General features: G+C 51.2%; 14 protein-coding genes. 5 read left to right on the forward strand and 9 right to left on the reverse strand.

Features of this window, described 5'->3' with window-relative positions:
• Positions 1 to 438 (forward strand): LysR substrate-binding domain-containing protein, encoded by a 438-nt coding sequence (locus EZV72_RS04085; RefSeq protein ID WP_137166034.1) that lies wholly within the window; start codon positions 1 to 3, stop codon positions 436 to 438.
• Here EZV72_RS04085 and EZV72_RS04090 read toward each other — a convergent pair.
• The 5 genes from EZV72_RS04090 to EZV72_RS04110 all read right to left on the reverse strand — a co-directional run bounded on the left by EZV72_RS04090 (position 418) and on the right by EZV72_RS04110 (position 6,479).
• Entirely contained in the window at positions 418 to 3,078 is a 2,661-nt protein-coding gene (locus tag EZV72_RS04090; protein WP_137166035.1) for a hybrid sensor histidine kinase/response regulator, read from the reverse strand. The genes EZV72_RS04085 and EZV72_RS04090 overlap by 21 nt on opposite strands.
• A 22-nt stretch (positions 3,079 to 3,100) precedes the next feature.
• The gene (locus EZV72_RS04095; protein WP_137166036.1) at positions 3,101 to 4,369 is read right to left on the reverse strand and encodes an ABC transporter substrate-binding protein; all 1,269 of its coding nucleotides are present in this window, start codon (positions 4,367 to 4,369) and stop codon (positions 3,101 to 3,103) included.
• An 86-nt stretch (positions 4,370 to 4,455) separates the two neighbouring features.
• Positions 4,456 to 5,163 carry a choice-of-anchor H family protein gene (locus EZV72_RS04100; RefSeq protein WP_175405043.1) on the reverse strand — a complete coding sequence of 236 codons (708 nt, stop codon included), beginning with the start codon at positions 5,161 to 5,163 and terminating at the stop codon, positions 4,456 to 4,458.
• 158 nt (positions 5,164 to 5,321) lie between these two features.
• The gene (rraB, locus tag EZV72_RS04105) at positions 5,322 to 5,720 is read right to left on the reverse strand and encodes a ribonuclease E inhibitor RraB (protein WP_137166038.1); all 399 of its coding nucleotides are present in this window, start codon (positions 5,718 to 5,720) and stop codon (positions 5,322 to 5,324) included.
• A 33-nt stretch (positions 5,721 to 5,753) separates the two neighbouring features.
• The gene (locus tag EZV72_RS04110; protein ID WP_137166039.1) at positions 5,754 to 6,479 is read right to left on the reverse strand and encodes a 1-acylglycerol-3-phosphate O-acyltransferase; all 726 of its coding nucleotides are present in this window, start codon (positions 6,477 to 6,479) and stop codon (positions 5,754 to 5,756) included.
• A 177-nt stretch (positions 6,480 to 6,656) separates the two neighbouring features.
• Here EZV72_RS04110 and EZV72_RS04115 point away from each other — a divergent pair, with 177 nt between their 5' ends.
• The gene (locus EZV72_RS04115; protein WP_137166040.1) at positions 6,657 to 7,823 is read left to right on the forward strand and encodes an HD domain-containing phosphohydrolase; all 1,167 of its coding nucleotides are present in this window, start codon (positions 6,657 to 6,659) and stop codon (positions 7,821 to 7,823) included.
• A 1-nt stretch (position 7,824) separates the two neighbouring features.
• On the opposite strand, the gene EZV72_RS04120 is transcribed toward EZV72_RS04115, so the two are convergent.
• Positions 7,825 to 8,727: a LysR family transcriptional regulator gene (locus EZV72_RS04120; RefSeq protein ID WP_137166041.1), complete on the reverse strand. Its 903-nt coding sequence runs from the start codon at positions 8,725 to 8,727 to the stop codon at positions 7,825 to 7,827.
• A gap of 101 nt (positions 8,728 to 8,828) precedes the next feature.
• Between EZV72_RS04120 and EZV72_RS04125 the strand changes: the two genes are divergently transcribed.
• From EZV72_RS04125 to EZV72_RS04135, 3 genes are read left to right on the forward strand one after another with little or no spacing between them, the layout of a single operon-like run.
• Positions 8,829 to 10,520 carry an ABC transporter transmembrane domain-containing protein gene (locus tag EZV72_RS04125; RefSeq protein ID WP_137166042.1) on the forward strand — a complete coding sequence of 564 codons (1,692 nt, stop codon included), beginning with the start codon at positions 8,829 to 8,831 and terminating at the stop codon, positions 10,518 to 10,520.
• Positions 10,510 to 11,550, forward strand: coding sequence for an efflux RND transporter periplasmic adaptor subunit (locus EZV72_RS04130; protein WP_137166043.1), 1,041 nt, complete (start codon positions 10,510 to 10,512; stop codon positions 11,548 to 11,550). The genes EZV72_RS04125 and EZV72_RS04130 overlap by 11 nt, the downstream gene beginning before the upstream one ends.
• Entirely contained in the window at positions 11,540 to 12,982 is a 1,443-nt protein-coding gene (locus EZV72_RS04135; protein WP_137166044.1) for a TolC family protein, read from the forward strand. Before EZV72_RS04130 ends, EZV72_RS04135 begins: the two co-directional genes overlap by 11 nt.
• Here the strand turns inward: EZV72_RS04135 and EZV72_RS04140 are convergent.
• The 3 genes from EZV72_RS04140 to EZV72_RS04150 form a co-directional block, all read right to left on the reverse strand.
• Positions 12,918 to 14,426: a tryptophan halogenase family protein gene (locus EZV72_RS04140; protein WP_137166045.1), complete on the reverse strand. Its 1,509-nt coding sequence runs from the start codon at positions 14,424 to 14,426 to the stop codon at positions 12,918 to 12,920. The genes EZV72_RS04135 and EZV72_RS04140 overlap by 65 nt on opposite strands.
• A 1-nt stretch (position 14,427) precedes the next feature.
• Positions 14,428 to 15,918 (reverse strand): tryptophan halogenase family protein, encoded by a 1,491-nt coding sequence (locus EZV72_RS04145; protein WP_137166046.1) that lies wholly within the window; start codon positions 15,916 to 15,918, stop codon positions 14,428 to 14,430.
• A gap of 127 nt (positions 15,919 to 16,045) precedes the next feature.
• On the reverse strand, positions 16,046 to 18,907 hold the full coding sequence (locus tag EZV72_RS04150; RefSeq protein ID WP_408640837.1) for a TonB-dependent receptor: 2,862 nt from the start codon (positions 18,905 to 18,907) through the stop codon (positions 16,046 to 16,048).
• Positions 18,908 to 19,131: the final 224 nt, after the last annotated feature.

Here is a 19,131-nt window from a genome sequence, read left to right on the forward strand (position 1 = left end):
ATGCTTGGGGGGATTCGCGTATTGCTCGTGTGTGCGGCAGATTATCCTTACCCACCACAATCGATTGATGAACTGGAAACCCATCCACACATCATGGCAGATATGTTTAGCCCGTGGCAGTTGTGTAAGGGCGCTGAACAAGTGCTCTTCGATAGCGCTGCCTATCGTAGCAATGATTTGAGTGTTGTCAGAAATATTGCCCTGGCAGGGCAGGGTATTGCGCTACTGCCAATGGGGCTGGCTTATCCTGATCTGAAGGCCGGCAGACTGATTCAGATATTGCCACAATGGCAGGCGCCCATGCGTGAAATCTCGATGGTCTGGCCTTATCAGCACAGTCTTTCAGCCAGAGCGTCGTTATTTAAAAATGAGCTGAGAGACTACCTCACGGCCCAACCCTGGTTTGAAGCGGGGATGTCAGTGCAGGTAACGGGTTAACATAGCCACCAGAGCTTCCCGTTTTATTGGCTTGGTGAGGTAATTATCCATGCCAGCATCCATTGCCTGCGCCTTATCCTCTTTCATGGCATTGGCCGACAAACCAATGATAGGCAGGTTTTTAAAGCCTTTACTGCGCAGCATCCGGGTGGCTTCATAGCCATCCATTACCGGCATTTGCACATCCATCAGTACCAGATCATACTGTGGCGAGTTCTCTGTTTTTGTGACTGCCTGCTGTCCGTCCTCAGCGATATCAAAGCTGATTCCCAGCGAGCTTAGCATTTCACCGGTGACCAGCTGGTTGATATTGTTATCTTCTACTAACAGCACATGGCCTTCGAGTCTGGCAGCCTCGGTATCACTGACCTGCTCAGCATTACTGGTCTGGTTGTCAGCCGAGCCGGAAAGTGCGGAGGCAAAGTTAATGAACTGCTGCGGCGTAAACGGGTGGACCAGCATGGGATGCGGCCAGCGGGCCAGCATTTTTTCTACCAGTTGCCCGGTTTGGGTGTTGACCACAAGACCGGCCTTCACCCCACGTTTAACCAAAATGTCGAGCTGTTCAATGTGTTCACGAAAATGGCTGTAGGTGTCAATATCCACCACCACGCAGGGCGGCGCACCAATATCATTGTGCAAATGCGACAGCGGCTCATTCAGGCTTTGAATATGCAGCAGGTCGCGATATTTGTCACACAATTGCGGGTTGTCTGAAAAATACAGTGTGCCAAAGGGCAGGGACGGTGTTCCTTCAAGCATCCCCGGCTGATTTTTAAAAACTTTGAGGGGCAGCGAGACATTAAATACTGAGCCGTTGGCAGTGCGTGAACTGGCCGCCAGTTCCCCGCCCATCATCTCGATCAGCTGCTTTACAATGGTCAGACCCAACCCGGAGCCGCCGTATTTTCGATTGGTGGCTTCATCAGCCTGAGTGAAAGGCTGAAATATCCGGCTTAGCTGTTCTTCACTCATCCCAATACCGGTATCTTCAATTGCCACATTCAGCATCAGACGATTACCCTTGTCATTGTATTCACCGTCAAAGCGAATGGTGATTTCGCCCTGCTCGGTAAATTTCACGGCATTGGTACCCAGATTGAGCAAAACCTGGGATATACGTAGCGGGTCGCCGATGGCTTTGGCCGGCAGGTGAGGGGATACCAGAAGCTTTACACTCAGGTTTTTTTCCTGGGCGCGTAGCGAAATGACAGCCAGTAAATTGTCAAACACCGAGTCCATGGAAAAAGCAATTTCTTCGAGTTCCAGCTTACCGGCCTCAATCTTTGAAAAGTCCAGAATATCGTTAATCACACTCATGAGGATTTGACCGGAAAAAGCAGCTTTATCCAGATAGTTTTTAAGCAGTGCTGTCATCGGTTGCTTCTGAGCAAGATCAAGCAGGCCGATAATCCCGTTCATGGGCGTTCTGATTTCGTGGCTCATGTTGGCCAGAAAGATACTTTTAGATGCGGTAGCCTGTTCAGCTTTTTTCTTCGAAGCCGCCAGTTCACGGTTCAGGGCCTCCTGCTGAGCATTAAGCAAAGTAGCATCTTCCAGCAGTTGATTCGTCTGGGCATTTTTATCACTGAATACCCGGGCTGCTTCTGCCAGCTGGCCAATTTCGTCCTGCCGGTGCTGACCCGGGATCTCAGCAATTTTTTTGCCGTCTGTCAGTTGCCGGAAAACATCGGTAATGGAGCGGATAGGACCCAGTATGCGGTAAAAGGTATAAGCGGCAGCGATAATCGCCAGCAAAATGACAAACAGTGTGGCAATGTCCAGATTACGGCGGGCATCAATGGAGCTTTGCTCTGCTTTGTTTTTAAGGGCGATATACTGCTCGTTAACCTGAGTGTTCATCTCGCCGCTTAAGTATAAAAATTCATTGGCTGAGCCGGCCATGACCACATTAACCAAAAACAAATTGCCCTGAATGATGCGCGTCAGGCGCATAAACTGCGCCTCGATGGTCGCCAGCTGCTCGCCGATTTGCGCACTATTAGCCCAGTTGACTGAAGAAAGCACAGCTTGTGCCTGGGTCAGCTCCTGACTAAATACTATGATCTGACCGGAGTCTGGTTGCTGCAAATACTGCAATGCGGCATTTTCTGCCTTACTCAGATGCAGACGCAGCAAGATGACCTGCCGCGAGTCAGGAGCGGCCTGAGAGGCGTTAAGCAAATTGTCCACATCAAACGCTGCGGTCAGTTTACCGGATGAAAGAATTTGCTCCCGTTGCTGACGTGCTGCCACGACTTCCGCGAAGTTATCCTGATAGCTGAGCAGATGGCTGCGCATGCGCTCCAGTGTATTGTCGGCCTGATACTGGGCCTGCGTGGACAATTTTGAGCTTTCCAGACTATCCAGCTTGATTTTAATAGCCTGCATCAGGCGTTCAAACCGGGTCACCGCTGAGGGACTGGCGGTTTCTTTGAAAATCAGTACATTACGTTGCAGGTCCAGCACATCTCGTTGTAGTTCACCTACCAGGCCAACATCGATCACCGCCTGACCAGACGCATTGATAGCTTCAGCCAGCGATGACTGATTGGCTCTGGCGATAATACCCTGTAATAGCAACAAGCTAACCAGTGCCACTAACACCAAAATGAGCTGAGTTCGGATAGACCTGAACATAAATCTGAAGATCACTCCATGATTAAGAGGTTATAAATTCGTACCACTTCTGCAAACTGTACTCGTACGTCGGCATAACCGTATTCCATACGGCTACATTGCTGAAGCGATCTTCATAGCTGCCGCCGGTACGCTGCTCCCCCTGTTGCACTGAAATATTACCGTCAGTGCCACGCAATGGTTCTGAGGCGGGTAGTCCCTTATACCAGTAATTCCATTCCGCTTCACTTAAATACTGCGCAGAGCGCTGCGGGTTAGAAATGTAGTAGCCTTGCCGGGCGATAAATGCCCCGGGCCAGCCCGATAACCACCAGTTCATATAGTCATACGCGGCATCGCGCACCCGGCCGGTGGTTTTGGAAGACAGACACATAACCCCGTGCCAGCCGCGATAGCCCTCCTGGGGAGCGGCAAAGCGTACCGGAATATTCTGACCGTTCAGCGCCGACACCGCAGGGGAAAACATACTCTCAATGTGCACCCGGCGACTACGCATAAACTGCACCGACTCAGGCACCGAATTCCAGAAGCCGGCAAAGTGATCTGACTGTTTCAGTTCAATTAACAGTTTAAATAGTTCATCAAGCTCCTGATGCGTGATGGAGCCTATATCGTTAAACTTCACAAAACCTTTAGCCTGAGCGGCCAGTGCCAGATCAAATAAACCAATGGTCGGGTCATTAACAATCGCAACATGGCCGGAAAAACGTGAATCAAGCAGCCAGCCCCAGCTTTCCTGCTCAGGCTTAAACGACGGGTCCAGCACATCCAGGTTATAGCCAAAGGAGTCAACATTGTGCACGTAGGGTAAAAAGCTGATATAACCGGTTTGCCGGCTACCCAGGGTATGGTCGGGCTGCACGTTGATAATTTTGTGCGGGGCATCGCCGGCCCCCGTTCGGGCACTGGCGGTAATTTTACCGGTTTTGGACAGACTATTAATTTCATCCCAGTAGGTCAGGCGCTTTACATCAATCGGCGCAATGGCCCCGGCCCGCCACAGCACATTGATGCTGTTTGACCACTGTTCGTATAAATCAAACCCGGCTGGATTCATAGACGCTTTTTGCAACACGGAGGCTGAGCCACCGGGAGAAAACGACAGCCGTATGCCTAAGTCCTGCATAGCTTGCTGGCGCAAGGCTTCCTGCAGAGTGACGTGGGTCCCCATAACCCTGACCAGGGGCTTTTCTTTGCCTATCGCAAAGGGCGTAACACCGGCGGTCGCCAGGGTAGTCAGCGTCCCTGCAATAAACCGTCGCCGTCCGGTTGATGCAACGTACTTACTCATAGCTCACGTGTCTTATTTTTTTTACTGCCTGAATTCATTGTGGCAGCTTTTCAGCAGACTACCAAAGAGAAGTATAACTAAACCGTTTAGTTTTTAATGTGTTGCCACCGGCGTACCCCGGCAACCAGCGCCAGAATAGCCAGGCTCCAGACGGTGCTGCTGCCACCATGCTCTTCCACGACTACCACGGTTTGTTCTGTCTGCGGGGTATCATAATCATTACTTTCCAGGCTCAGCAGGCTTAAATCCGCGTCATCCAGTGCATCAGAAAACGCCACCAGCTCGTCATTGGTCGCATCATACAGTTCAATGAGCACATCATAATCGTAGGGGCGAAAGCCACTAACCAGGTCAATGTCGATAGTCAGGCTATCGCTGCTGTCATCGCCGTAAATGGTGAAAACGGATGAAACATGCACAGAGTTATATTCTGTCTCATCGCCCAGATAAACAACCGCATAGACCGGGGCTTCGCTGTACACCGTATCTGCATCTAAGGTGATGCTTAGTGTTGAGTAATAGTTGTCGTAATCCAGATCGTCATACAAGGTAGTGTAGGTATCAAAAATCCAGAATGTGCCATCATCAACAGATGTGGTACGGGTTTTCTGACGGCTGGAAAACGCACTGACCTGCCGTTTAGCAGAAAATTTTCCGTCAGCGTTTGCCACTGTGGTTTGGGTCAGTGGCGCGTCAAACTGGGTTTCTTTTACCGATACTTCAAAAGTATCAGCCAGCGTCAGTGGTGTTGCCAGCAACAAGCCAGCGGCCAGAAAAGTTGGTCTGATAGGCATAATATGCACCTGCAATGTCATGGTTAATACAATTACCATGCAACAGTTTTGCTGAACAAAAACTGAAAGTAAGCTTAACTGTGCGGGGGAGTCGGGTGGAAAAAGAACAAAGCGGAGAAAAAAAGCGGCACTGTGCTGATACAGTGCCGGAGGATGTATTATTCGTCGTCGAAATCGCCTTCATCATAAGGCGTTGCCGCGTCCCGGGGCATAAAAAAAGTGCCCCAGCCATCATACTGTACATCCTGTTTGTCAGCGATCAGCAGCAGGGTTTCAACGTCTTTGTCCAGGGCAGCGCGTTCCAGTTTGCGCTCGATAGTCGCGTCAAAGCAAAAAACCAGAGCGCCGTCGTCCAGTTCCAGTTCTTCAGCATCAGTGACTTCAAAACCGGCTTTAAACGCATCCACCGCGGCTTTTTCCAGTTTATCAAAATCTGTACTGGCAAGATGATGCTCAATGAAATAGTCAGCGTCTGCCTGACTACCGTCTTCAAGCAGTGCATCGATGGTTTCCTGATTAAAATCCTGCCATTCGGCTAGTTCGTCTATTTGTTTCATGCCTGTATCTATCGCTGAATGTCAGTGTGTAGTTTACCGTGTTTTTTCCAGTTCAGCGACTTCTGCATCCAGCTCTTTCGCTTTTTGCTGCATTTGCTGCTGAAAATAATCCGTCCACTCGCGCATAGTTTTGTCGTCAGTCAGGGCGACCGGCGCAGTAATATCGACCAGCACCGTGCCGTTATCCCAGCGATTCCAGTTCACTTTTTTATGCAGGTTGCTGGCAGTGACCATCACCACCGGTTCATTGACGGCTTTGGCCATACGAAATGCACCGGATTTAAACGGCAAGATGCCGCGGCCATAGCTACGCGTACCTTCCGGGAAAACCCACACAGATGTCCGTCTTTCTTTTATCTTTTTACCGGCCACCATCAGGGTATCGCGGGCTTTACCACTGTTTTTGCGGTCAATCATGATATTACCCGACAACCAGTAAATCTGACCGAACATGGGGATCCACTTCAGACTCTTTTTACCAATGGTTACCACGCCGGGCAGGGCGGCCTTGCAGATGGTAATGATATCGTAGCTATTCTGGTGATTAGCGATAAATACATACGGGGTGGATGCGGACACATCAGGGTGACGTCGCACCACTACTTTCAGCCCGAGAATTTTCGCCATTTGTGAATAGGCCTGTCCGGCAAAGTGAACATTATTTCTGTGAAACGGCCGACAGATGCAGACCATAAACACAATCAGGTTTATGAGAATGAAGGCGACAAACATGATGGGGATTCGAATTACCGCTAACACTGAGTATCCTTTTGCTTAATTTGGCGCGAAGTATAAAATATTGCAGGCCTTTCACATGTCCGATCAGTCTTTTTGTCTATAATTATGCTAAAGAACTAAAGAAGCTGGCGGTGAAAACCGATAGTTTTACTACACTGATTACGTTTTACGACATCTATTCCACAGGTAACCATGGCTATGCAAACTTTCGCTCCTGAAGAACTTGAAGAAGACATCCTCACTGACCTGATGGAAGAAATCAATGAGCTATACGAAGCCAGCGAACAAACCCTGATTGAGCTGGAGCTACGTCCACAGGATAATGAATTGCAGCGAGCGCTTTTTCGCTCTATTCATACCATTAAAGGCGATCTGGGGCTGGTAAACTTTTCCCCCATGATTCCGTTATTGCAGCATGTGGAAGATCTTCTCGATTACTTGCGCAAAGGCGAAGTGGATTATACCAGCACCATGAGTGACTTGGTATTGCTGACGATGGATCGGGTGAAAGGGTTTGTTGAAGAGGTCATGAGCAGTGGTCGGGCGGCCTATGACGATGTGTTGCACGAACAGCTGATTCTGGCCATTACCCGGGTGACCCCACAAAACAAACCAGAGCATGAGCGACTATTAGGCGAAGCCGCGTTATTGCTCAATCCGGCGCTGGATATTAACGCCGCTGGTGAGCCCGGTGGCACCGACAGCGCCGCGCCGGTTACCGATATAAAACGCCCCCCCGCCACCCTGGCTAATACCGGCATTCCTAAAGCAGTCAGCGCGGAAAAGCAGGCCGATATGCTGTTTTTCCGGGAAATGATGCGGACTATCGAGCATCGCTCTAATTACTGGGCCGGTCGGGGCGACCGGATTGCCAAACTGGCGCTGTATATAAATCATCTGGCTGGCAACCCGGTTGATGATGATCAGTTGTCTGTTGCCTGTTATGTGCATGATTTTGGTATGGCATTTATGCCGTTGCCGCTACTGAATAAAAATCAGCCCTATACGGATCAGGAGTTTAATCTGATGCGCTCCCATGTGTATAAAAGTGCCCGATTACTGGAGCATCTTGACCAGTGGGATCATGCCCGTAAAATTGTGATGCAGCATCATGAGCGTCCGGATGGCAGCGGTTATCCGCTGGGTCTGAAAGAAGATGATATCTGTGACGGGGCCAAACTACTGGCGATTCTCGATACCTACGATGCGATGACCCATTCCAGAGCCCACAACAAAGACACTCAGATGGCCAAGAAGCAGGCGGTGATTGAGATGAACCGACAGGCCAAAGGGCAGTTTAGTGTGGTGTGGATGCGCCATTTCAATCACGCCATGACCGTGCTGCTAACCAAGCAAGCCGGTTAGCTTACTGGTGGGCCAGCAGGGTGCTGGCCTGATTAATAATTTCTTTGATAACCGGTTGTTCGGCCTGATTTTGTCGGGTCAGTGCATAAAATTGCTCGGTCAGACCGGGAATTGACGCGATATGCTGAACACTGTATTGCTGCTCTACATGCGTTGCAATACAGGAGGGCGCGCAAAACACGCCAAATCCTTCTGCGCCAAACAGTTTGAGCAGCGCACTGTCATCAAACTCGGCGACCCGCCGGGGCGTGAGTTGCTCGCTTTCCAGCCAGTTGGCCAGAGCCATCGCAATGCCTGAACGTATGCCTGGCATCAGAATGTCAGCCCGGTTCAGTGACGCCGGAAAGTCAGTTGCCAGCTCACTGGCAATATCCGCGCGGGCAAAAAAGCTGACCGCGGAATGCCCCAGCAACTGACTGGTTACTTTTACTGAGGTGCCTGGCGCCGCACCCCGATCAGCCAGCACCATATCAATATGATTGATCGCCATTTCGCTAAGCAGGGTATCAAATCGTTCTTCCTTAAAAACAAACCGGACTTCGGGGTGCGCCCGCATGACCTGATGCATAAAATCATAAGCCAGCACTTTGGGAATCGCATCGGTCAGGCCAACCACAAATTCAGTGGCCTGGTGGGGCGAGTCGGCTTGGAGTAATGTCAGTAGCTGATGACCTTTTTGAAATATTTCTTCGGCATACTGATAAACCTGTTTACCCTGACCATTGAGATGCAATCGTTTGCCGACCCGATCAAACAGTGGCTGGCCCAGCTGTGATTCAAAGGTGGTTAGCTGTCCGCTCACGGTTTGTGGGGTAACATGTAATAAACGGGCTGCCTGGGCAATACTGCCCTGACGGGCTACCAGATAAAAATAGTAAAGGTGATGATAGTTTAACTGTTTCATATCAGGTTTTTTCGATGTTCGTAAAAGATATTATCAGCTTTATACTGATTTAAGCATAGGCTAGACTGCGTAATGATTCAACGACTCCCGGTAAGTAGGTTATGGCGGAAAAAATAAATCTCAGAGAAACCCGTTCGATGCTGTTTTCGTTGCTACAGCCTGACCGGCGCTTTTTTGGTGCAGCGGTGGTGTATGGCATTGCGATCAGTTTACTGACCCTGGCGGTGCCTCTGGCTGTACAGACTCTTATCAACAGCGTGGTTAATACCGCATCGGTGCGGGCCGTGGTGACACTGGCCGTAGTGCTGATGATTATCCTGCTTATTTCCGGGCTGTTCAGTGCCCTGCGAATGCGGGTAATGGAATATTACGAAAGAAAAATCTATGCCCGCTTAACCAGTCAGGTCAGCCTGAAAACCCTGTTCGCGCCGCACAGTTTTTTTGAGGGCCGGCGTAACACTACGATTACCCAGCGCTATTTTGACATCATGACACTGCAAAAAAATGTCCCGTCTTTGATGATTGACGGGTTTGCCCTGGTCTTGCAGATGCTGGTCGGCTTCACCCTGGTATCGTTTTATCACCCGGCCTTTTTTGCTTTTAACGTGTGCATTCTGCTGGCCATGTTTGCGGTTTGGAAAATCTGGGGTAATAAAGCCAAAGCCTCGGCTATCCGGTTGTCCCAGAGTAAGTATGACGGGGCCAAGTGGCTGACCGATATTTCCAGTGCTCATGAATTTTTCAAATCCAGTCGCCATCAGGATTACGCCGCTACCCAGACCCAGCAGCGCATTGAGGATTATCTCAAGCACCATCGGGCACATTTTCGTTATACCTTTACCCAGTCGATTATGTTTCTGGTGATTTATGCGCTGGCCAGCGCGCTGTTACTGGGGCTGGGCGGCTACCTGGTTGTGCTGGGTCAGTTGTCTATCGGTCAGCTGGTGGCGGCTGAGCTGATCATGTCGGCCGTATTTGTGGGGATTGCCCGCTTTTCAATGTATCTGAAATTGTATTACGAGTTGTATGGTGCGGCTGAAAAACTGGGCGGCGCGCTGACCATTCCTCAGGAACCCGAGCCGCAGGCCAAGGTTTGTGTACCGACAGCTCCGGATCTGGGCTTTGAGCATGTTGTGGTCAGCCATCAGCAGCAAAGCTGTAAGCTGGATTTTACCATCCCTGCCGGTACCAAGTGTTATATCTTCAGCGATAAAAGCTGGTTACAGCGTCAGCTGACCGCACTTATCAAGCGTTACGATAAGCCTGCCCAGGGTATTGTGACTCTGGCTGATCAGGCGCTGTTTGATTACGATCCCCTGGAGCTGCGTCAGGCGGTCGCGCTGGTCGACCGCTCCATCGTAGTGGAGTGCACCATTGAAGAGTACCTGCTGATGGCAGCGCCTGAAGCCACGCATGTAGAAGTGGATCGGGTACTGGAGATGGTTCAGCTGACCGATGTTATTAATAACTTCGAAGAAGGACTTAACAGCAAGCTATCAGCGCTTGGTGGCCCCCTACAGCCCCTGGAGTTTCTGCTATTGAAACTGGCAGCGGCAATTCTGGCCAAGGCGCCGGTTATTATTATTAACCAGCATTTTGATGCGATTCCTCAGGCGGTGCGCCATACCTTACTGAGTCAGATTGACGCATTGCCTGCCACCGTGCTGTATTTTACCAATACACCGGAAAGCCAGTGGTTTAACGCAGTCATGACATTTGATGATGAAGCGCGGCTTGATTTTCACCGTCCGCTGAGTACCCCGTCTGCTTCGGAGTTCACTGATGCCGAATAATGAACAACACTACTTAAGTAAGATTCCGTCAGCCGATGCCATCAGGCTGCCCAAAGTGTATAAAATTGCCTGCTTTTTAATTATTTTTATGATTGTGGCGTCCGGCTTGCTGCTGTGGTTTACCCCCTGGGTACAAACCGCAATGGGACAGGGCGCGGTTGATTCACTGAATCCTTCTGACCGGACGCAGGCCATCTCGGCGCTGGTTCCCGGTCAGATAAAACAGTGGCATGTTCAGGAAGGCGCTGAGGTTAAAAAAGGGGACCCGATAGTGACCCTGATAGACGTGGATGAAGAACTGGTGGATAAACTGGAAGGCCAGCTTGAAGCAGCCAGAGCCATTCAACAGGCTAATCTCAGTGCGCTGGAAAATGCCCGCAATAATCTCCAGCGTCAGCAGGGCCTGCTGGAAGATGGCGTGGCGTCAGCAAAAACCGTGGAAATTGCGCAGATAAAGCTGCAGGAAATGAATGCGAAAGTGGCTAAGAGCTCGTCAGACATTAATGCTGCCAGTATGTCGTTGTCGCGGCAGCGCACACAGACCAAAGTCGCCCCTTCTGACGGGATTGTGGTACGGCTGTTTTCCGGCGGTCCGTCAACGTATGTGAAAGCCGGCGATGTACTGGGCCAGTTTATCCCCACCGGGGTCGACCGGACGGTACGTATTTCGGTTGCCGGCATGGATGCGCCGCTGATCAAAGCCGGCGACAAGGCTCGTCTGCAATTTGATGGCTGGCCTGTTTTTCAGTTCAGTGGCTGGCCGGAGGCGGCTATTGGTACCTTTGGTGGCCAGGTCATGTATGTAGAGCCGGTGGCAGACCAGAACGGCCAGTTCAATGTGTGGCTTAAGCCGGATCCCAACGAAGGCGGCTGGCCTGATGAACGGGTGATTCGCTTTGGTAGCCGGGTAAAGGCCTGGGTGTTGTTAGATGAAGTTCGGCTTGGCTTTGAAATGTGGCGTCAGCTGAATAACTTCCCGCCCAAACCGGCAGCAGATTTACGTACCCAGGAGAACACCAATGGCAAGTAAACGGCTGATTGCCCTGTTTACCGGTATGATGCTGGGGCAGCAGGCCGGGGCGGCTGAATTACAGCTTTCAGATGTACTGGCGCAGATTATCACCGCCCATCCAAAAGTCATGGCCATGCGCGAGCAGGGCGCACAGGCGCAGGCTAAAATCGATAAAGCCGATGCCGCGTTTGACCCTTATTTCAGCCAGAAAGTTTCCAGCCGGGTCTCCGGTTATTACAGTGGTGATGTACTGACCACCGGGGTGTCCAAGCCGCTGGCATTCATGAATGGGGAAGTGTTTACCCAGTATCAGCTCGCTGATGGTGATTTTCCGGTGTATGAGGCTGAATACGAAACCTTGTCGGCAGGTGAGTTCCGGGTGGGAATCAGCCTGTCTTTACTGCAGGGGCGGGATACCGATGCCCGTCGCACCGGCTTGCAGACCGCGCGCCTGTCGCTGCAGGAGTGGCAGGCCCGGTATAATGCCTCTGTCAACGATCAGCTGTATGTGGCAACCAGCACCTACCTGAAATGGTATGAAAGCTCGCTGAAGCTTAAAGCGCTGGGTGAGATGACCACCGCCCTTAAAGCCGGTGAAACAGCCTTAAAACGGCGGGTAGAGCAGGGCGATGCCGCCCGGATTGCGCTGGATGATTATCAGAACAGTTTGCTGGAAGTGGAATTGCTTAAAGCGGATACCGAACAGGCGCAGGCGATTGCGCTGGCCAAACTGCGCTATTTTATGACTTCACCCGGTACGCTGGCAGCCCCAGGAGAACACCGACCTGACTGGCCGTTTTTGTTAAATGAAACCCGGATTGGTGATTTGCGCCGGGCCCTGAATGGCCACCCTTTGCAAGTGTCGATGCAGGCTGGTCTGAACAAGCAGCAGGCCGAATACGATCTGGCGCGTAATAACTTGCTTCCCAAGCTGGATATGCAGGCTTCTGTAGGGCGGGACGTTGGCAGTGGCGTGAAATCTCTGGAAGGTACCGAAACCAAAGTTGGCTTAAGTTTTTCCTATCCACTAGGCAACCGTAAAGCCCGGGCCGAAGAATCGGCGCTTGCTGCTAAAGTACGTGAAGTGCAGTTTAAAATAGAGGATTTACGGCAAAAACTGATTCAGCAGTTTGATGCTAACGTGGCTAACTGGCAGCAAAGCAAGAAGGTGCTGGACTTACGCCAGCAGGCCAGAGCCTTGGCTGAGCGGCTACAAAATGCCGAGCGCACCCGTTTTAATGCCGGTGATGCTGACATGTTTATACTTAACGCCCGGCAGACCAAGCTGATTAAAGCGCGCATGGACGCCATCAAAGCACATGTGGCCAGGCGACAGGCAGAACTGGATTTATACTATGCCGCTGCGGCGCTGGACAGTGCGCTGGCTACCCATGACACCTCGATGCACACGCCGGGTCTGCCCATAGATCTTTCTGGCGCTGAAAGTTAAGCAAGCAGCCGTTAAAAAATGCGGGCAGATCATGTTCGCTCAGCATATCGCCGGTGCCCGGCTGGTTTGCGGCCGGAGGCGGGAAAATACCATAGCCGGCCAGCAGGCATAGCCATGATGTGGAAGTGAAATGGCTGGGCGATTGTTGGCGGGCCAGTACATCGCCAATATCCTGTTTTCGATACCAGGCGTCCAGTACTTCCAGTAACGGAGTGGACAGCTGCCGATTGTTACGATTATCCCGCCAGTAGGCCGTATCCTGGCGAGTATTCAGTTTATAGTGCGCCTGAATATAGTCTTTAACCGCCAGAAACTGGCGGCGCAGCAAGGTATTGTAATTGTCTTGCTGAGCCGTGGTGAAATTGCCTTTTTGCCACATCTGGCAAAACTGCATAATGGTTTGCTGAACCAGATGCAGGGCTGTGGCTTCCAGCGGCTCAATGAATCCCTGGGACAACCCCACTGCCAGGCAGTTCGCCGCCCAGTGCTGACGAACCTGGCCGACCTTCATGCTCAGATGTCTGACATTCACCGGCTGACCGGTCAGCCCCAGATGCGCTTTAAGTTCTTCTTCAGCCTGTTCGGCAGTAGTGTAGGCATCACTGTATACATAACCGTTGCCGGTGCGATGTTGTAACGGTATGCGCCAGGCCCAGCCGTGTTTTAGTGCGGTAGAGCGGGTTTCTACCGGCGCAGACGGATCAGCCTCGGTGGCAATTACCACCGCCCGGTTATTAAATAACGCATCAGCAAAAGACTCAAACTCAACGCCAAGGGCCTGCTGTAACAGCAGGCTTTGAAAGCCGGTACAGTCAACAAACAAATCTGCCTGTAACCGGCGATGCTGACTGGTTTCCAGATGACTGATGTCGCCCTGGCTGCTGATAGCCACATCAGATACGGTATCGCACAGTCGGGTCACGCCCAGTGCTGCAGCATGCTCACTGAGAAAGATGCCGAGCAAGGCAGAATCAAAGTGATACCCGTATTCTATCCGAAACGGAAAGTGTGCCGGTGTAATCGGCGCTTTACCGGCTTTACCCAGATACCCGTTAAACAAAAATGCTTCAGGCTGCGTGCAGACATCCAGGCCAAGCCGGCGGGTCTGGCAGTTGACCTGAAACGGCCGTTCGCTGAATGAATCGAGCTGAGAAATAAAGGGATGCCGATAACTATCCGGGCCGGACTGGGGACTCCAGCCGGTAAATTCAATGCCAACTTTGTAAGTGGCCTGGCAACGGGGCATCCAGTCAGCATCGGTGATCCCCAGCTCAGCAAAAAAGTGACGCAGGGACGGAGTGGAACCTTCACCCACACCGACTGTCGGTACATCCGGTGACTCGATCACCGTGATATCGACATTGTCAGCCAGGCGTTTTGCCATCAGACAGGCGGTCATCCATCCGGCTGTGCCGCCGCCTACAATGATCACTTTTTTACGCATATTATGAGCCTGTGTAACGGGCCAGAAAGTCGTCGTGGCCGAGCATCTGGGCCAGCGGCTGTTGTTTGGCCGTATGAATTTTTTGCATGACATCCAGAATTTGTGCATCGCTGTGTACATTGGCCGAGGGATGGTAATCAGCAGGCATGATGCCCTGGCCCATCATCACCTGAACCCAGGACGCGTCGCGGAAAATATCATTTTGTTCATTAAAAATAGTCGCGGTATCTTTAAAGGCGGCAATTTTTTGCGCCAGCCGGTCCGGTAGGGTCAGTCGTTGCATATCTTGCCAGAAATCCGAGTCGGTTCGCTCGTTTAGATAATAATGCAAAATAATGAAGTCCCGGATGGTTTCAAACTCCTGTTCGGACTCCCTGTTATACAGCGCTTCCATGGATGGTGTAATGGCCTGATTAGGAAACATTTTAAGCAACCGGATAATGCCCGACTGAATCAGATGAATGCTGGTGGACTCAAGCGGCTCCAGAAATCCGCTGGATAAACCAATGCCCACAACATTTTTATGCCACTGTCTGGTGGTTCGGCCGGTGGTAAAGCTGATTTTTCTGGGCTCATCCAGAGCCGGTGAATCTAAGTTACTCATCAGCATTTCAGCCGCTTTCTCATCACTAAGATAAGCGGAGCTGTAGACCAGTCCGTTGCCGTTTCGGTGTGTCAGGGGAATCCGCCATTGCCAGCCGGTTTGCCGGGCGATACTGCGGGTGTAGGGTAGGGTCTGCTGATGCCGCTCAGACGGCACAGCCAGCGCTGAGTCTGCGCATAGCCAGTGCGACCAGTCATCAAACTCAACCCCGAGAGCCTGCTTCAAAAGCAGGCCGCGCATGCCCGTACAGTCAATAAACAGATCACCGTGAATCTCGCGGCCATCACGCAGTTGCAGGGCTTCTACAAAGCCGGTCTGCAGATGTTGTTTAACATGCTCAATAGTGCCTTCGGTGCGTCTGACCCCGGCCTGCTCGGCCAGGCGGCGTAAAAACTGTCCGTACAGGGCAGAATCAAAATGATAAGCATATCCGAGTTGGTAAACCGGATTATCAGACTGAATTTTATTAAATTTGGCCTGTTCACAGCATAAGGCGTTGAGATCAAAATCCCACAGTGACTGAGTCAGCCCGGCCTGACGGGCTCTTAGCCAGTAGTGATGAAAGCCGGTAAAGCCCAGGGTTGCACCAGGAGCGCCAAAGGTGTGCAGGTAGCTTTCGCCTTCCTTGCGCCAGTTTTCAAATGAAATTGCCAGTTTAATGGTGCCGTGGGCTTCTTTTAAAAACGCTTTTTCATCCAGGCCGAGGAACTGATTGAATGTCTGAATAGGAGGAATGGTGGCCTCGCCCACACCAATTATGCCAATGTCGGCAGATTCCACCAGTTCAATATCGATTTGATTCTGTAATACTTTTTTTAACAGTGCCGCGGCCATCCAGCCTGCGGTCCCGCCGCCAGCAATAACCACTTTTTTTACCGGGTGGGACATGAGGAAATCCTGCTTGCTTTCTAATTATTCACTATGCCTCTGACTGTATTGAAATTTTATGTAAAAGCAAAGTGAATAATTAGAAATATAGCGGCCCCGAAATTGGTATCCGGGGCCTGATGTATGGTTAGTAGAACGAGTAGTTCAGGTTAAGCAGATACGAAGGACCAAACTCACGGCGCAGGGTGACCAGGCCGTTACCGTCGCGGGTTTCCTCTGCCTCGTCGGTCAGGTTGGTGCCTTGCAGTGAAACACGCAGACCTTCTAAATATTCAATGCCACTATCGGCAAAGTCATAGCTGATTTGCGCATCAACCTGTGTAATCGCATCTCGGGTTGACCCCTCAATTTTATTCGAGCCACCACGCTGATAGGTGAAGAACTCAGAGCGATCGGTTGCTGCCACCCTAAACTCAAATCCTTCCATCTCGTAATAGGCGGTCACAGAGTACACCCGATCAGACTGCCCCGGGATGGGGGTGCCATCTTCCAGTTCAGCATCAATGAAGGTGGCTGATGCTGCCAGACCGAAACCATCCAGCGCATCAGCAAGCATGCGCAGTGGAACCTGGGCAGTAACCTCAGCCCCCTTGACTTCTCCGGTCAGGCCATCTTCAAAGAATGCAAAAGTGCCTAAATCAGGTGGTGTCAGGTAGGTACCCGGCGCATAGACTGTACCATCCGGGCCGACCAGGCCGTCGGCACCCACGGTACGGTCATGGAAGCCAGGGATAAAGTAATTGGCACCACCATTGGTCGGGTCGTTGGTAAAATCGATGGTCTGGTTACCGTCACGGGTCCAGTTAACCAGGTCTTTGTAGAACACCGCCACCGACAGGTAACCTTCATCCTCAAAATAGTTCTCAAATGACAGGTCGTAGTTGTTGGCTTCCAGCGGGCGCAGGTTCGGATTACCCTGGTTTTTCGACCATGGTGTACCGTATTCATCCACGGCAGCCTGCGTATTAGGGATCGCAATCAGGTTAATATTCTGGTCAAATTTCACAAAACCAGACGCTTTCATCTGATCGATTCTTGCCCGGCTGATGGTCTTGGATGCGGCAAACCGGACAAAGCGGTTTTCAGCAATCTCAGCACTTAAGTTCAGGCTGGGCAGGAAGTGTGAATAATCATCCTCAACGGTAATCCGGCAATCGGCATCGATTTCGCCGTCATCATCGGCGTCACAGACTTTAAAGTTGGGGCCCACAATACCAATGAAGCCCGATGAGCTTTGATCGGTCTGAACATACTGGGCACCAATATTACCGGTAACCAGAATATCGCCAACCTCTGTTTCAAAGTCGAATTTGGCAAACAGGGTGGTGACCTCCTCCTTCACGGTGAAGGTATCGCCTAACCGATCCGGCTCAAGTAAACCAGCATCATTCAGGGTGTATTCGCCATCGTTGTACGGCGCAAACCCATCATAGGCAACCACGTAACCCATACCGGCCCAGGTCAGATCGGCCAACCCGTTATACAGATATTCGCTGGGAATCGCTTCTGACTGTGGATAAGACGATGAGGTAGCAAAGAATCCTTTGTTCACTTTGCTCTTATCACGATCACTGTAGGCTATACCCACATTCACCTTGTTAACCATACCCCAGTCCACCAGGCCGCTGGTTTCAAGGCGCCAGGTCGTCAACTCTTCTTCAAAGTCGGCAAAGTTCAGAAAGCCGTCCTGCGCGTTAATAAAGTTGTAGGGTTCGCCGTCGGCCCGCAGCACGTCTGTTTCAAACTGTTCAGCCAGGTTAGCCATACCGCCGCCCCAGGGTTGCGGACCGGTCAGTTGTAGCAGCGCAGGGTCGGCAAACGCATCAAGACCGCTGGAATCGGTAAAGAAAATGCCATCCGGGCTCATGGTAAAGTCCCGGGTACGGGCACTGGCGTCAGCCAGCTGAGCGCCGTTTCTGGCCAGACCTGCATAGGACTCGCCGCGCAGATCCCGTTTATCAGACTCACTGCTGGCGACATCCAGTTCTACTGACCAGTTGTCGTTCAGGTGGTAGTTCAGGTTCAGGCCAATAGTTGTCAGTGAACCATCTTTTTGGGCCGGGTCAGTACGCAGTACCGGGTTAGCATTTCGCTGGGTGCCGGTGGAGTTGGCTCCGCTACCATTAAGGGAGTCGGCATCCAGTTCAAATGGTTCGATAAAACCACGAATAACCCCTGAATCCGAGTAATCGATATCCAGAACATCCACCACAATGTCCAGATCATCATTGGGGCGCCACTGGAAAATACCGGAGATAGTGTCACGTTCCAGCACCCGGCTAATAGCCTGCGTATCCAGACCAAATGGCAGCAATGCGCCATTGTTGTCGCCGTAGCCCCATACGCCGTATTTTCTTTCGTTACGGGGGGATTCTGTGGAAGCCAGCGCCAGCGCAATACCAATGGTATCGTCGGCAAATTTTTCAACAAATGACAAGGCGTAGCGATGGCCGTCTGCGTCAAATTCAGGGTTGTCTGAATCATTGCCACCACGCTCCAGCACACCGGTCAGTGTCAGGGTTTCCTGGGCTGATAAAGGACGAACCGTTTGCAAATCGACCGTACCGCCGATGCCCTGTACCAGCAGCGTGGCGTCGGTTGTTTTATAAATGGTTGCCCCGGTCATAATTTCGGCCGGATACAGATCGTATTCAACGCCCCGGTTATCACCAATACCAATCAGTTCCCGGCCATTGAGCGATGTACCGGTAAAGTCTTCTTTAAAACCACGAACAGAAATGCCTGATGTACGGCCACCGACACGCTCACCTGCCATACCCGGCAAACGTGCCAGAGACTCAGCAATGGAGGAGTCGGGAAGTTTACCGATATCTTCAGCGGAAATTGCTTCAACAATGGATGAGTTATCCATCTTGACGGCCTGCGCACGAATCAAAGAACCCCGAATGCCTTTTACAGCGATAACTTCGACGTCTTGTGCGTCGTCAGCGGCTGGAGTCTGTTGAGAAAAAGCATGCCCTGTGTACATAGCCGAACTCACGGCAAGTGACAGCAAAGCAGGTTTAAATAGTTGTTTTCTCATCATTATTTTGCCTTAGTAGTGTGTGTTTCAATTGTAATTATGGTTTACAACTAGTTAACAATAGATGGCTTGAAGCAATAGCTCAAGAAATATTCAAAAAAAACTTAATGCTTTAAGTGCTGAAACACTTATTAATTTTTTTGCATCAAAATGGGGCGGGTTAAGCTGTT

Source organism: Salinimonas lutimaris, from assembly GCF_005222225.1.
Lineage (GTDB): Bacteria > Pseudomonadota > Gammaproteobacteria > Enterobacterales > Alteromonadaceae > Alteromonas > Alteromonas lutimaris.

Coding starts and splice junctions, on each gene's coding strand:
- EZV72_RS04090 (WP_137166035.1), bottom strand. CDS start 3,078: ATGTTCAGGTCTATCCGAACTCAGCTCATTTTGGTGTTAGTGGCACTG.
- EZV72_RS04130 (WP_137166043.1), top strand. CDS start 10,510: ATGCCGAATAATGAACAACACTACTTAAGTAAGATTCCGTCAGCCGAT.
- EZV72_RS04135 (WP_137166044.1), top strand. CDS start 11,540: ATGGCAAGTAAACGGCTGATTGCCCTGTTTACCGGTATGATGCTGGGG.
- EZV72_RS04125 (WP_137166042.1), top strand. CDS start 8,829: ATGGCGGAAAAAATAAATCTCAGAGAAACCCGTTCGATGCTGTTTTCG.
- EZV72_RS04145 (WP_137166046.1), bottom strand. CDS start 15,918: ATGTCCCACCCGGTAAAAAAAGTGGTTATTGCTGGCGGCGGGACCGCA.
- EZV72_RS04140 (WP_137166045.1), bottom strand. CDS start 14,426: ATGCGTAAAAAAGTGATCATTGTAGGCGGCGGCACAGCCGGATGGATG.
- EZV72_RS04100 (WP_175405043.1), bottom strand. CDS start 5,163: ATGCCTATCAGACCAACTTTTCTGGCCGCTGGCTTGTTGCTGGCAACA.
- EZV72_RS04095 (WP_137166036.1), bottom strand. CDS start 4,369: ATGAGTAAGTACGTTGCATCAACCGGACGGCGACGGTTTATTGCAGGG.
- EZV72_RS04085 (WP_137166034.1), top strand. CDS start 1: ATGCTTGGGGGGATTCGCGTATTGCTCGTGTGTGCGGCAGATTATCCT.
- EZV72_RS04115 (WP_137166040.1), top strand. CDS start 6,657: ATGCAAACTTTCGCTCCTGAAGAACTTGAAGAAGACATCCTCACTGAC.
- EZV72_RS04120 (WP_137166041.1), bottom strand. CDS start 8,727: ATGAAACAGTTAAACTATCATCACCTTTACTATTTTTATCTGGTAGCC.
- EZV72_RS04150 (WP_408640837.1), bottom strand. CDS start 18,907: ATGTACACAGGGCATGCTTTTTCTCAACAGACTCCAGCCGCTGACGAC.
- rraB (WP_137166038.1), bottom strand. CDS start 5,720: ATGAAACAAATAGACGAACTAGCCGAATGGCAGGATTTTAATCAGGAA.